The 12599-nt window shown below is 71.9% G+C and carries 11 protein-coding genes; 8 read left to right on the top strand and 3 right to left on the bottom strand.

Features of this window, described 5'->3' with window-relative positions:
• Positions 1-214 precede the first annotated feature (214 nt).
• From ACQP2O_RS01825 to ACQP2O_RS01815, 3 genes are all read left to right on the top strand, one after another.
• Entirely contained in the window at positions 215-1234 is a 1020-nt protein-coding gene (locus ACQP2O_RS01825) for a LacI family DNA-binding transcriptional regulator (RefSeq protein ID WP_433179405.1), read from the top strand.
• Positions 1235-1496: 262 nt separating this feature from the next.
• Complete coding sequence (locus ACQP2O_RS01820) at positions 1497-3908, top strand: glycoside hydrolase family 3 N-terminal domain-containing protein (protein ID WP_433179403.1); 2412 nt, start codon at positions 1497-1499, stop codon at positions 3906-3908.
• A 37-nt stretch (positions 3909-3945) separates the two neighbouring features.
• Positions 3946-5964 (top strand): beta-galactosidase, encoded by a 2019-nt coding sequence (locus tag ACQP2O_RS01815; RefSeq protein WP_433179402.1) that lies wholly within the window; start codon positions 3946-3948, stop codon positions 5962-5964.
• Here the strand turns inward: ACQP2O_RS01815 and ACQP2O_RS01810 are convergent.
• The gene (locus tag ACQP2O_RS01810) at positions 5952-7340 is read right to left on the bottom strand and encodes a hypothetical protein (RefSeq protein ID WP_433179401.1); all 1389 of its coding nucleotides are present in this window, start codon (positions 7338-7340) and stop codon (positions 5952-5954) included. The genes ACQP2O_RS01815 and ACQP2O_RS01810 overlap by 13 nt on opposite strands.
• Positions 7341-7490: 150 nt before the next feature.
• Here ACQP2O_RS01810 and ACQP2O_RS01805 point away from each other — a divergent pair, with 150 nt between their 5' ends.
• The 3 genes from ACQP2O_RS01805 (at position 7491) to ACQP2O_RS01795 (ending at position 9168) form a co-directional block, all read left to right on the top strand.
• Positions 7491-8030 (top strand): SigE family RNA polymerase sigma factor, encoded by a 540-nt coding sequence (locus ACQP2O_RS01805; protein WP_433179400.1) that lies wholly within the window; start codon positions 7491-7493, stop codon positions 8028-8030.
• Positions 8027-8770, top strand: a complete 744-nt coding sequence (locus tag ACQP2O_RS01800) for a hypothetical protein (RefSeq protein ID WP_433179398.1) — start codon at positions 8027-8029, stop codon at positions 8768-8770. Before ACQP2O_RS01805 ends, ACQP2O_RS01800 begins: the two co-directional genes overlap by 4 nt.
• A 116-nt stretch (positions 8771-8886) precedes the next feature.
• Positions 8887-9168 (top strand): hypothetical protein, encoded by a 282-nt coding sequence (locus ACQP2O_RS01795; RefSeq protein ID WP_433179397.1) that lies wholly within the window; start codon positions 8887-8889, stop codon positions 9166-9168.
• A gap of 21 nt (positions 9169-9189) precedes the next feature.
• Here ACQP2O_RS01795 and ACQP2O_RS01790 read toward each other — a convergent pair whose 3' ends face one another.
• Entirely contained in the window at positions 9190-9603 is a 414-nt protein-coding gene (locus ACQP2O_RS01790; RefSeq protein WP_433179396.1) for an organic hydroperoxide resistance protein, read from the bottom strand.
• Positions 9604-9684: 81 nt separating this feature from the next.
• On the opposite strand from ACQP2O_RS01790, the gene ACQP2O_RS01785 reads away from it, so the two are divergent.
• Together ACQP2O_RS01785 and ACQP2O_RS01780 are read left to right on the top strand one after the other, a co-directional pair.
• Positions 9685-10254: a TetR/AcrR family transcriptional regulator gene (locus ACQP2O_RS01785; protein WP_433179395.1), complete on the top strand. Its 570-nt coding sequence runs from the start codon at positions 9685-9687 to the stop codon at positions 10252-10254.
• A gap of 27 nt (positions 10255-10281) precedes the next feature.
• On the top strand, positions 10282-10770 hold the full coding sequence (locus ACQP2O_RS01780; RefSeq protein WP_433179393.1) for a hypothetical protein: 489 nt from the start codon (positions 10282-10284) through the stop codon (positions 10768-10770).
• A 4-nt stretch (positions 10771-10774) separates the two neighbouring features.
• On the opposite strand, the gene ACQP2O_RS01775 is transcribed toward ACQP2O_RS01780, so the two are convergent.
• The gene (locus ACQP2O_RS01775; protein WP_433179392.1) at positions 10775-12502 is read right to left on the bottom strand and encodes an immunity 49 family protein; all 1728 of its coding nucleotides are present in this window, start codon (positions 12500-12502) and stop codon (positions 10775-10777) included.
• Positions 12503-12599: the final 97 nt, after the last annotated feature.

Below are 12599 nucleotides of genomic sequence, written 5' to 3'. Positions count from 1 at the left end.
TCGCTACTGTTTCGAAAACATGTCGATAAACCGGTTGCTGCCGTACCTTAAGAAAGCGCTTCACAGCGGTCAACCCTTCGCGGACATCTTTCTTAGGCCAGCATTTGCCGAGCTAAATGGGGCTAGGCACCTTCGAAAACTTGCGATACCGTTCACACCGGCCGAGCGGCGAAGGAGCGCACGTGAGACGTCAAGCCGGACGATGGACCGCCGAGTGAGCGGCACGACCGCCCGTCCCACGCTCGCCTTCATCGCGTCCGAGGCGGGTGTCTCCCCGGCGACGGTGTCCAAGGTCCTCAACGGCCGCACCGACGTCGCGCCGGCGACCCGAGAGCGGATCACCGACCTGCTGAAGGCCCACAACTACCTGGCCCCAGGCGGGCGGCGGGCGCGCCGGTCCGGCCTCATCGACGTCGTCATCGGCGGACTGGACAGCCCCTGGGCCGTCGAGATCCTGCGCGGCGTCGAGGCGGAGTGCGCCGAGCGCGGCGTCGGCACGGTCGTCTCCCTCGTCCGCGACGACGACGCCCGGCCGTCGAGCTGGACCTCCCTCATCGCGCTGCACGGCAGCGACGGAGTGATCATGGTGAGCTGCCGCATGACCCCGGACCAGCGCGAACAGCTCGAACGCACCGGCGTGGGCCTCGTCGTCATCGACCCGATCGAGCCGCCGGGCCCCGGCCTGGCGAGCGTCGGTACCACCGACTGGGCGGGCGGCCGGGCGGCGACCGAGCACCTGATCTCACTCGGGCACCGGCGGATCGCGGTGATCGGCGGCCCCCCGGACATGCTCTGCACGCAGGCGCGGATCGATGGTTACCGCACCGCGCTGGAGCGCGCCGGGATCGAGGTCGACCGGCGGCTGATCCGCTACGGCGGTTTTCGGCACGAAGGAGCCTTTCGCGCCACGCGCGACCTGCTCGCGCTGGAGGACCCGCCGACCGCCGTCTTCGCCGGCAACGACGAGCAGGCCATGGGCACCTACGAGGCGGCCCGGCAGGCGGACCTGCGCGTGCCGGACGACCTCAGCGTCGTCGGGTTCGACGACCTTCCGCTGTGCCAGTGGCTCTCCCCACCTCTGACGACGGTCCGCCAGCCGCTGGAGGAGATGGGGCGGACCGCGGCACGGAGCATCTTCCAGCAGCTCGACGGCGAGCCGCTGGTCAGTCCCCGCGTGGAGCTCGCCACCGAGCTGCGCGTCCGCCTCTCCACCGCGCCGCCACCCGGCGCCTAGGGGGTGTGCGGTGGATCTACGTCCGGCTGCGCGGCGTCCAGAGCACGCCTCGCCGCGTTGTCGTCGGTCGGCAGCCAACACCAGGCTGCCTCCCTCCTCCGCCTTGCGAGGCGCACTCTGGACGCCGCTCGCTACGAACAAGACCCACCGCACACCCCCCTAGACGCGTGCCCCGTGGGCCTCGATGCGGTGGGAGCGCGAGGCCCACGGGACACGCCCGGCCCACACGACCTTCGAACGGCAGACGGGAGCCCCACGACACATGGCCGACACGCGAGCCGCACGAGAGATGGCCGAGACCGGAGCCGCACGACCGGCCGGGTCCTGGCGCGACCCCCGGCTGCCGGTCGCCGAGCGCGTCGCCGACCTGCTGGACCGGATGACCGTTGAGGAGAAGGCCGCCCAGCTCGTCGGGTACTGGACGGTGTCCGCCCGGCCCGGTGAGGAGGTGGCCCCGCTCCCGGACGACTTCGGCGAGCCGCCGCCCCTCGAGGAGGTCATGGCGGCCGGACTCGGCCAGCTCACCCGTGTCTTCGGCACGGCGCCGGTGCCCCCCGCGGAGGGCGCGGCACGGCTGCGCGAGCTCCAGGCCCGGGTCGCCGCCGGCAACCGGTTCGGCATTCCGGCCATCGCCCATGAGGAGTGCCTGACCGGCTTCATGGCCTTCTCGGCGACGGTCTTCCCGTCCCCGCTGGCCTGGGGGGCGACGTTCGACCCCGGCCTGGTGGAGGAGATGGCCGCCGCCATCGGCGGCAGCATGCGGCGGGTCGGCGTCCACCAGGGCCTCGCCCCCGTCCTCGACGTGACGCGGGACCCCCGGTGGGGCCGCACCGAGGAGACGATCGGGGAGGACCCGTATCTCGTCGGTCTCGTCGGCACGGCATACGTACGCGGGTTGGAACGTTCCGGGATCGTCGCGACGCTGAAGCATTTCGCCGGCTACGCCTCTTCCCGGGCGGGCCGCAACCACGCCCCCGCCGCGCTGGGCCCCCGTGAGCTCGCCGACGTCGTCCTCGAACCGTTCGTGCTCGCGCTCCGCGAGGGCGGGGCCCGCTCGGTCATGCAGTCCTACTCCGACGTCGACGGGATCCCGGCCCACGCCGACGAGCGGCTGCTCACCGGCCTGCTCCGCGACGAACTCGGCTTCACGGGCATCGTCGTGTCCGACTACTTCGGGATCTCGTTCCTGGACGACTGGCACGGCGTCGCCGGCTCCACCGGCGAGGCGGCCGCCCTCGCCCTGCGGGCCGGCGTCGACGTCGAGCTGCCCACGGTCCGCTGCTACGGCGCGCCCCTGGTCGAGATGGTGCGAAGCGGTGCGATCCCCGTCGAGCACCTGGACCGCTCGGTGTCCCGCGTCCTCACGCTCAAGTACGAGCTCGGCCTGCTCGACGGCGCGGCGGAGTCCGCGCCGCCCTCGGAGTCACCGGACGGCAGCGGAGGCACCGCACCGTACGCGGAGTCGCCGGACGGAGAGCAGCCCAATGACCCGCTCGACTTCGACCCGCCCGGGCACCGGCGGCTCGCCCGGCGGATCGCCGAGCAGTCCGTCGTGCTGCTCGCCAACGACGGCGTCCTGCCGCTGCGGGCCGACCGGATCGCGGTGACCGGCCCGCTCGCCGACGAAGCCCGGGCCATGCTGGGCTGCTACTCCTTCCCCAACCACATGACCGGCCGGTTCCCCGACATGCCGCTCGGCGTGGACATCCCGACTCTCGCCGAGGCGCTCCGTGCCGAGCTCCCGGAGGCGGAGATCGACCTCGCGGCCGGCCACGGCGTCGAGGTCGCCGACGACGCGGACATCGCCGCCGCCGTCGCCGCAGCCCGCCGGGCGGAGGTCTGCGTACTCGCGCTCGGCGACCGCGCGGACCTGTTCGGCCGGGGCACCTCGGGCGAGGGCTGCGACGCCGAGACCCTCGCCCTGCCCGGACGGCAGGCGGAGCTCGCCGACGCGGTGCTCGCCACCGGTACGCCCACCGTCGTCGTGATGCTCTCCGGCCGCCCGTACGCGCTCGGCGACATCGTCGACCGGGCCGCCGCGATCGTGCAGGCGTTCTTCCCCGGCGAGGAGGGCGGCCCCGCCGTCGCCGGCGTGCTGTCGGGTCGCGTCGAGCCGTCGGGGCGGCTGCCGGTCAGCGTGCCGCGCGGCCCGGGCGGCCAGCCCACGACGTACCTGCACTCGCGGACCGGCGGGCCCTCCCGCTGGAGCTCGATCGACCCGACCCCCTTGTTCCCCTTCGGGCACGGCCTGACCTGGACCCGCTTCTCGTACGAGGCTCTCGAGGTGGATCCCTCGGCGCCGACGGACGGGACGATCCGCGTCACCGCCACGGTGCGCAACACCGGCGACCGCCCCGGCACCGAAGTGGTGCAGCTGTACCTGGGCGACCCGGTCGCCTCGGTCGTACGGCCGGTGCGGTGGCTCGCCGGGTGGGCGCGGGTACGGCTCGAACCGGGCGCGGCCGCCCGCGTGGCGTTCACCGTGCACGCTGACCGGACCGGGTTCACCGGCGCCGACCTGCGGCGCGTTGTCGAACCCGGGCGGATCGACGTGGCGGTCGGCGCGTCCAGCGCGGACCTGCCGCTGAACGGATCGTTCACCCTGACCGGCCCGGTACGCGTGCTCGGGACGGACCGCGTCCTGACCGTCCCCGTGGAGGTGACCCCGTGCTGAGCGACGGCGGGCCGACCGTACGGACGGAGGTGACCTCGTGCTGAGCGACGGGAGGGAGGGGCCGAGGATCGACGCGCTGCGGGAACGCCTCGGCGGGCTCGCGTACGGCGGCGACTACAACCCCGAGCAGTGGCCCGAGAAGACCTGGGCCGAGGATGCCGCCCTCATGCGCGAGGCCGGGGTCAACCTCGTCACCGTCGGGGTCTTCTCCTGGTCGGCGCTGGAACCCGAACCCGGCCGCTACACCTTCGACTGGCTCGACCGCGTCCTGGACCTCCTGGCGGAGAACGGCATCGCGGTGGACCTGGCCACGCCGACGGCCGCGCCGCCCGCCTGGATGATCGCCGCGCATCCAGAGGTGCTGCCCATGCGGGAGGACGGGAGCCGGCTGACGTTCGGCGCGCGCCAGCACTACTGCGCCTCCTCTCCGGTCTACCGCGCCGGCGCGGCCGCCCTGGTCGAACGGCTCGCCGCCCGCTACGCCGAGCACCCGGCGCTGGCGCTGTGGCACGTCAACAACGAGTTCCCGGGCGTGGACGGCTGCCACTGCCCGGTGTCGGCGGCGCACTTCCGCCGCTGGCTCGCCGACCGGTACGGCGACCTCGACGCACTCAACGACGCGTGGGGCACGGCATTCTGGGGCCAGCGCTACGGCTCGTGGGACGAGATCAACCCGCCCGGCCCGGTGCTCGGAGATCCCAACCCGTCGCAGGTGGTGGACTTCCGGCGGTTCAACGGCGACGCGTCGCTGGAGTGCTTCACCGCCGAACGCGACATCCTGCGGCGCCACACCCCGGACGTCCCGGTCACGACCAACTTCATGGCCTCCTACAAGCTGCTCGACTACTGGAAGTGGGCGGCCGAGGAGGACGTCGTGGCGCTCGACGCCTACCCCGACGCCCGCGACCCGATCGGCCAGGTCAGAGCCGCGCTGAACTTCGACCTGATGCGGTCGCTGCGCGGCGGACGGCCGTTCATCCTGATGGAGTCGTCGACCGGGCCGATGAACTCCCGCCGCCGCAATTCCGCGCGCCCGCCGGGGCAGCTGCGGCTGCGGTCGCACCAGGCGGTGGCCCGGGGGTCGGACTCGGTGATGTTCTTCCAGTGGCGGGCGTCGCGGTTCGGGGCCGAGAAGTTCTTCTCCGCGATGGTGCCGCACGCCGGGACCGACTCGCGTATCTGGCGGGAGGTCCGTGAACTCGGCGCCGAGCTGCGCGACCTCGCGCCCGTCGCCGGCTCGCGGGTCGACGCGGACGTCGCCATGGTCTGGGACTGGCCGAGCTGGTGGGCGCTGGAGCTGCGCGGCCGCCCCTCCACCGACGTGGCCTTCCACGACCAGGCGCTCGCGCACTACCGGCCGCTGTGGCGCGCGAACATCCCCGTCGACATGGTCGCCCCCGACGCCGACCTGTCCGGCTACCGGCTCGTCGTCGTGCCGAACCTCTACGCGGTCACGGACGCCGCGGCGGCGAACCTCACCCGGTTCGTCGAGGACGGCGGCCACCTCGTCATGTCGTACTTCAGCGGCGTCGTCGACGAGCACGACCACATCCGCCGCCCGAACGCCTTCCAGGACCTCCTGGGCGTACGGATCGAGGAGTTCAACCCGCTGCAGGTCGAGGAGACGCTGACGCTGCGCTGGTCCGACGGGTCGGCGAGCACGGCCGCGGAGTGGCAGGACCTCATGCGCGCCGAGGGCGCCGAAGTACTCGCCACCTTCGAGGACGGGCCGTTCGGACGGTGCCCGGCCGTCACCCGCCACGCGCACGGCCGGGGCACCGCGACGTACATCGGCACCCGGCTCGACGACGCGCGGCTCCGCGCACTGCTCCTCGACACCACGTCCGCGGCCGGAGCGCGCCCCGTCGCGGACGTGCCCGACGGCGTCGAGGCCGTACGCCGGGGCGATCACCTGTTCCTGCTCAACCACACGGATGAGCCGGTCACCGTCGCCGTTCCCGGCGGCTGCGTCGACCTGCTCACCGGCACCCGGCACGAGGACGCCCTGGGGCTGGAGTCCCAGGGCGTCGCGGTGCTACGAGGTCAGCCCTTGTAGCTCAGGCGGGCGACGGTCAGTGTGCGGGACCTGGGCGATTTGGCGAGCGGGGACGCGTAGTTCGGGGCCGCGTTGACGGACGCCCAGACCAGGTCGTGGTTCGGCAGGACGGCGATGTCGCCGGCGATCTGCGCCTTGACGACCGTGTCCTTGCTCACCCACGTGCCGGAGTAGTCGGCCAGCCGCAGGTGCGTGCCGGTGAACCGGCCCGTGCAGGTGCCGGCCTTGCAGGAGGCGTTCGCGACGCTCTGCCAGCTCACGAGGATCCGGTTCGGCCCGTACGGGGCGGCGTGCACGTTGACGTGGTCGGTCTTCGGGTCCGCGGTGAGGTAGACGGTCTTGCCGGTGGGCGTGGACTTGTTCTTGAGGAAGTGGATCGCCACCTGGTGCGTCGCCCACTTGGCCTTGACGGTGTAGCCGCGGCCGTCGCCGGAGGGCTTGGCCGAGGCGGCGCCGCGCGAGGTGAACACCGCGGCGTACCGGCCCGCCGACGACCGTACGAAGCCGCCGAACGCGCCGCCGCAGTAGCCCGCCCAGCACTGCTCGCGCTGCAGGACGGGAGCGTTGTTCGGCGCTCCGATGCCGGTGCTCACGAAGAGCCCGGACCGCCAGTCCTCGAAGCACAGCGACGCGAACGGCCCGGACTTCTCCGGCAGCAGCGCGATGCCCTCGTTGTGGCTGCACCCCCAGGACCAGCCGCCCGACGCCCGCTTCCCGGCGCTCGTCACGTACGCGAGCTTGTCCCCGAAGTGCCCGTCGGCGAAGCCGCCCGCGCCGTGCACGATGAAGTACGCGCCGTACTTCGTGCCGTTCCAGGCCAGCGCGCTCCCCAGAGTCGGGGAGGTGTCATGGCTGCTCGCGCCGGTCAGCTTGGCCGCGAACTTCTGCTTGCCGCCCTGGTAGCGCACCAGGTACGCGGCGGTCTCGTGCCACTTGTTCGTGTCCGGGCGGCGGGTGAGCAGCGCGAACCCGCCGTTGTGCGCGATCAGGCCGCCGACCTCGGCGGCGTTCGGGACGACGGTGTCGGCGCCCGACCGCTTCAGGCCCTTGGTCAGCGAGGTGACGTGCACCGACTTTCCGTCCGTCCAGGCGACGCGGAAGGTGCCGTCGGGAGCGACGGCGGTCGCGACCCGCGAGTACGTGGGGGTCCCGTTGTATCCGGGCGTGAGGTAGGGCAGGCCGGCCGCGAGCGTGACCTTCGTCGTGGTCAGGCCGGGCAGCGCCGCCTGCACGGCGGCCCCGTCCGCCGCCGCCTCCGTTCCCGCGCGGCTGTCGGCCGACTGAGGCGTGGCGACGGATCCGTGCCCGAACGACGGGATGGCGTACAGCAGGCCACCGGCCACGAGTACGCCGGGAATGAGGAGGAGCTTCTTCACCGTGGTCCCTTCGATTCATCGGTCCGAGGCGTAGTCGCCGCAGGAGGGGCCAAAGGTTGCCGTGTTACGAAAAAAGCTCATTAACACTGCTAATCTCGGCGCGGCCGAGGCCGACGAGCGGACCTCCGCCGAGGTATCCGGGAGCGCGCCGTGCAGTCCGAGGACGACGCAGCAGAGTTCCACGAGTTCTTCGAAGCCCACCACCGCGAGCTGTCACGCCTCGCCTACCTGCTCACCGGCGACGCGGACGCCGCCGACGACCTGACCGCCGACGCGTTCGTCGCGGCATGGCACCGATGGAGCCGGGTCCGCAAGGCCGACCAGCCGCTGGCGTACGTTCGCCGCATCGTGGTCAACCTCGCCGCCAGCCGGGTCCGTACTCTGGTCCGGGAGCGCGCGCGTACCGGACTGCTCGGGGCGATGTTCCGCGATCGTTCCGACGATCCGGACATCCCCGCCGTCCTCGACGTACGGGCGGCGTTGCGGCGGCTCCCGATGCGCAAGCGCGCGTGCGTGGTCCTGCGGTACGCCTTCGACCTGTCGGAGCAGGAGACGGCCCGCGTGCTGGGCGTCTCGGTCGGCACGGTCAAGAGTCAGACGTCTCGGGGGGTGGCGGAGTTGGAGAAGGCCCTGGGTGCGTGGCGGTCGCCGCCGGCCCACCCGGCCGGGCGAGCGGGGGAGCTGCGATGAACGAGCCTCCCGGCTGGCTGCGTTCGGCGCTGCGCGAGGAGGCGGACGCGCACGAGCCGGACCGCGCCCGCATGTGGGCGCGCGTGGACGCCGCGACCGGGTCGCGCCGGGTCCGCCGAGCCCGGTTCCGGCCGATCGCCGCGACCGCGATGGCCGCGGCCGGTGTCGCCGTGGTGGCGGTGACGGTGGTGACCTGGCGGCCCGGAGGGTCGGACACCTCGGCGGTTCCGGCCGGACACCGTTCCGTGCAGACGGAGCGGCCGTCCCCGTCGGCGTCCGCGCCGCCGACCGCGGCCCGTACCGTCCGGCCGTCGTCCACGGCGCGGGCGACGAGCTCGCCTCCCTCGACGCCCCGGCGGGCGAAACCGGGGGCGGTCGCCGCGCGGCTCGACCCGGGCAGCAATCCGTACTGGGCGCAGGAGGACGTGACCGTCACGGGCGACCGCCCGCTCACGAAGCTGCAGGTCACCGTGCGGGTGACGCGCACCGAGGGCGTACGGGCGACGGGCACGTGGTCGACGCTGCCGAGCGACGACTTCCTCATCACCGTCGGCGACGAGCGGGGAGCCCTCGTCTACCGGTGGGTGCTGCGGCCCGGCCGGTCGGTGCCGCCCGGCGCGCACGTCTTCGCCGCCCAGTACTCCCGCTCTCCGCACGGGCACGACGCGCACGGTGACCGGTACACGGTGACGGCCTCCGACCACGACGGACGAGCGATCACCGCGGACGGCGGATTCTGACCGACCGAACCGTCGAAAAAGGTCCGCCCGAAGCGGTGAACCTTCGGTCCCCTTCTCCACGTACAGCCGGGTGACGGCCCGGGTTCCGGACCGTCCGAGGCGGAAGGGGTGCGGCGATGCGACACGCGATCGCTCACGAGGAGGAGATCGAGCTACTCGAGAGGCTGAGCAAGGAACTGGCCCGGCTCGGAGTGGAGTCGGACCTGAGACGGTCGCTGCCCGGCCTGGCCGTCACGACGGACGTGCCGGGCGTGCCGCTGTACATCTTCGTCAGCGAGTCGGGCAACTACTTCGACTGGCGGAACGCCGAGATGCGTCACCCGGTCGGCGACGTGACCGGCGCGGCGAAGAGGATACGCGGCTTCCTGCACCGCGACGAGCCCGCCGAGCGCTCCTGACCGGATGACGCATCGAGCGCCCTACTCGACGACGAGCTGCACCGGGATGTTGCCGCGGGTGGCGTTGGAGTAGGGGCACACCTGGTGGGCGGCCTCGACGAGCTCGCGGCCGGCCTCGGCGGGAATGCCGTCGGGCAGCTCGACGCGCAGCGTGACCGAGAGGGCGAAGCCGCCCTTGCCGTTCGGCCCGAGCCCGACCTCGGCGGTGACGGCGGCGTCGGAGACGTCGATCTTCTTGCTGGCCGCGACGAGGTTCAGCGCGCTCGCGAAGCACGCGGAGTAGCCCGCGGCGAACAGCTGCTCGGGGTTGGTGCCCTCCCCGTCACCGCCCATCTCGACCGGGCGGGCCAGGGTGACGTCGAGCTTCTTGTCGGAGCTGACCGCGCGGCCGTCCCGGCCGGACGCGGTGGCGATGGCGGTGTAGAGCGTGCTCATGTCCCGTACTCCTTGTCCAGACAGACCTGTCTGTCTTCGTTGGAGCTCAGACTAGACAGGTCTGTCTGGTAATGTCAACGCATGGCTCCGACGACCATCGCCCCGCGGCGCGAGAGCCCTGCCCGGCGCCGCGTCCTCGACACCGCGCTCGCGCTGTTCTACGCCGAGGGCATCCACGCGGTCGGCATCGACCGGATCATCGCCGAGGCGGGCGTGGCGAAGGCGACCTTCTACCACCACTTCCCGTCAAAGGACGACCTCGTCCACGCCTACCTGGAAGAGCAGGTCGAGCTCATCCGGCGACGCGTGATACCGCAGGGCGCCACTCCCGAAGAGCGGATCGTGTCCGTCTTCGAGGCCATCGGCGAGATCACCTGCAAGCCGGGCTTCCGGGGCTGCGCGTTCATCAACGCGGCGGCGGAGTACCCCGACCCCGAACATCCCGTACGCCGCGTGGTCGACGATTTCCGCCGATGGTTCCGGGACACGCTGAAGGACCTGCTCGTCACCGCCGGTCACCCGGACGCGGAGCGCACCGCGCTGATGCTCCTCGCACTCCGCGACGGCCTCGCCGTCGCCGGCGACCTCGACGACCCCGCCACCGCCGGCCCGGCCGTACGCTCCGCCGTCACCCGTCTCATCGGTACCTGACTCCGCGGAACTGTATGGTGACGGACCATGCACAAGATCGCCCGCATGGCCGGATTCCTCGCCGCCCACGGCATCTGGAGCGTCTCCGACGGGGAGAACCTCATCCCCATGTTCGGCTACGAGGACACGCAGGGCGATCGTGCCATGGACCGCCTCGTCTTCGATGACATCGCCGACGCCGCGAAAGCCGGCCAAGAGGCGCTGAAGACGGGCCGCCAGGACTGGGCGCGCGCGGTGCTCGTCGCCGACGGATACCTGCGCTCCGACGCGCGGCGGATCGACGCACTGCTCATCGACGCCGTCGAATATCTCCCGGCCCGGCAGTCGATGAGGATGGCCATCCCCTACCGGCCACAACTCCAGGGCTTCGCCGTCTACCGCCCCAAGTTCCTCACGGTCCCCCACCGCTACGAGTCGGACCAGTCCGAACTGGCCGCGGCGTTCTTCGCCGGAGTCGACTCCCACGAGCAGGCGGCGGCCGTCTGGGACGCACACCTCATCGACCAGTCCGTCTGAGAGCTCAGGTCGGAAACTCCCCGTACCACGCCCGGTTGACCAGGTACTTCGGCAGATACGGCGACGCGGTGTCGACGGGGAATTCCCAGTCGTGGGCGAGACACGCCATCGCGAGCGGGCCCAGGGCCACGCGGCTGCGCGGATCGTCGCTCCCCTGACCGTTCCAGTAGCGCTCGTGGTGCGTGAGGGACTCGGTCAGGGCAGCGGCGAAGGCGGCTTTGTCATCGGTGATGAGCCGATGGAAGAGCGCGACAGGCTGGTAGTCGACCAGGTCGAGGAAGTCCCGTGGGGTGCGGGTCGCCGCGTGCGGGTGGGACGTCTCCATGGTGGCGATCAGCTTGGGGACGATGTCGTCCATGGGCCGGCGCAGCCAGCGGCTCTGCAGAGTGTCGATCCAGTGGAAGACGTAGTCGTCTTGAACACTGGCTCGGCGCAGAGCGTCCAGCGGGACCTGGCTCAGCATCGTCAGCCGGTCCCCTTCGCGGCAGACGAGGGCGAGCCAGCAGGCGTCGAGCCAGGCGCGAGCGTCGGCGTACGGAGCGGGGCCGGTGGCGGGCAGGGTCAGCACACGGTCGCCGATCCGGCACTGCACGGCGCCCTCCCGCGCAAGAGTGGTGGCGAAGATCGCGGAGCCGATCTGCATGGCCCTGACCCAGGCCTCCCAACTCTCCAGCATCGCGGCGTCGGGGTCGGCCGCGCAGCGAGCGTGGGCCAGGGCCAGGGCCGCCGCGAAGGCGTCGCCAAGACAAGAAGGATCCTGTTCCAGCCGCCCGGTGAAGTCGTCCACCGTACGCGCCAGCTCCTCGACGGTGGCCGCCGGACTTCCGGTCGAGGTCCCCTGTTCCCCGCGGAGCTGCTTCATCATCGCCAGCAGTTCCTGCGGCGGCTGAATGGACAGGGAGCGACTCTCGTGGTCGACGACCGTGAGGCAGACCAGGCGTCCCCGGTGCCACCAGTACAGCCGCGGAGTGAGAGAACCGGGCCCGTCCTGGTAGGCGCCCAGGGCGTAGTCGCTCAGGTCGTTGACCGCGTCCACCACGGTGCCGTCGACGATCGGGTGGAAGGCCAGCAGGTGCCTGGTCGGAACGGCGACGAGCGCCCCGGCCTCCGGCAGTTCCCGGCCCGTGACGGCCTGGGCCAGTTCGGACAGTACGAGCGCCTTGCTCGCGACGAAATGAGAGTCGCCGCTGACCGAGTGCAGCAGCGCGCCCGACCGCCCGCGCATCTCCGTGTGCTTCACCGGCTCGCCCAGCAGGTTCGCCCGGCCCGCCGCCCAGAGCTCGTCGAGACCCGCGCGGGTCACGTCGGCATCGCTCAGGATCCGTACGGAGGTGGGCGCGTTCAGGGCCAGGGCCAGGAGCAGGTCCTCGGCCACCGGCCGGGTGTAGCGGAAGTGGTCGGCGGCGTCTCCGGCGAAGGCGTCGCCGGAGACCAGCCGCAGGTACGACTGCCGCAGCAGTTCCTCCCGCCCCTCCCCGCCCTGGGACGCGCCCTCCAGCCGGGCGAAGTGCTCGGCGACCAGCTCAGGCCAGTGTTCTTCCGGAGTGGTGCGACACCGCTGCGCCAGCGTCGTCAGCGGGCTGAGCCGCCCGTCATGCGTGACGGCTCCGCCCTCGACCGTTGGACGCACACCCCGCCGGGCGAAGTAGTCGTACGCCAGACCACGCAAGCGTTCGGCCTGGGGCACGGTGAGCATGGGCAAATGGACATCGGGCGTGTGGTTTTGACTCACCCCGTCAACCCTATGGGTGACTTTGCGGGCTATCTGGGCATGGGCTGTCCGGTTTGCATACGCCGAAGATATGTCGTGCTGCCTAGGCTTCGGGTAT

Origin of the sequence: Actinoallomurus sp. CA-150999 (genome assembly GCF_050942425.1) — a bacterium.
Taxonomy (GTDB): domain Bacteria; phylum Actinomycetota; class Actinomycetes; order Streptosporangiales; family Streptosporangiaceae; genus Actinoallomurus.
This window is presented reverse-complemented; position numbering and strand designations above follow the sequence as displayed.

Bases quoted from the DNA above. Each gene is read 5' to 3' on its own strand.
- ACQP2O_RS01795 (WP_433179397.1), top strand. From the start codon at position 8,887: ATGCGACACGCGATCGCTCACGAGGAGGAGATCGAGCTACTCGAGAGG.
- ACQP2O_RS01780 (WP_433179393.1), top strand. From the start codon at position 10,282: ATGCACAAGATCGCCCGCATGGCCGGATTCCTCGCCGCCCACGGCATC.
- ACQP2O_RS01790 (WP_433179396.1), bottom strand. From the start codon at position 9,603: ATGAGCACGCTCTACACCGCCATCGCCACCGCGTCCGGCCGGGACGGC.
- ACQP2O_RS01800 (WP_433179398.1), top strand. From the start codon at position 8,027: ATGAACGAGCCTCCCGGCTGGCTGCGTTCGGCGCTGCGCGAGGAGGCG.
- ACQP2O_RS01785 (WP_433179395.1), top strand. From the start codon at position 9,685: ATGGCTCCGACGACCATCGCCCCGCGGCGCGAGAGCCCTGCCCGGCGC.
- ACQP2O_RS01820 (WP_433179403.1), top strand. From the start codon at position 1,497: ATGGCCGACACGCGAGCCGCACGAGAGATGGCCGAGACCGGAGCCGCA.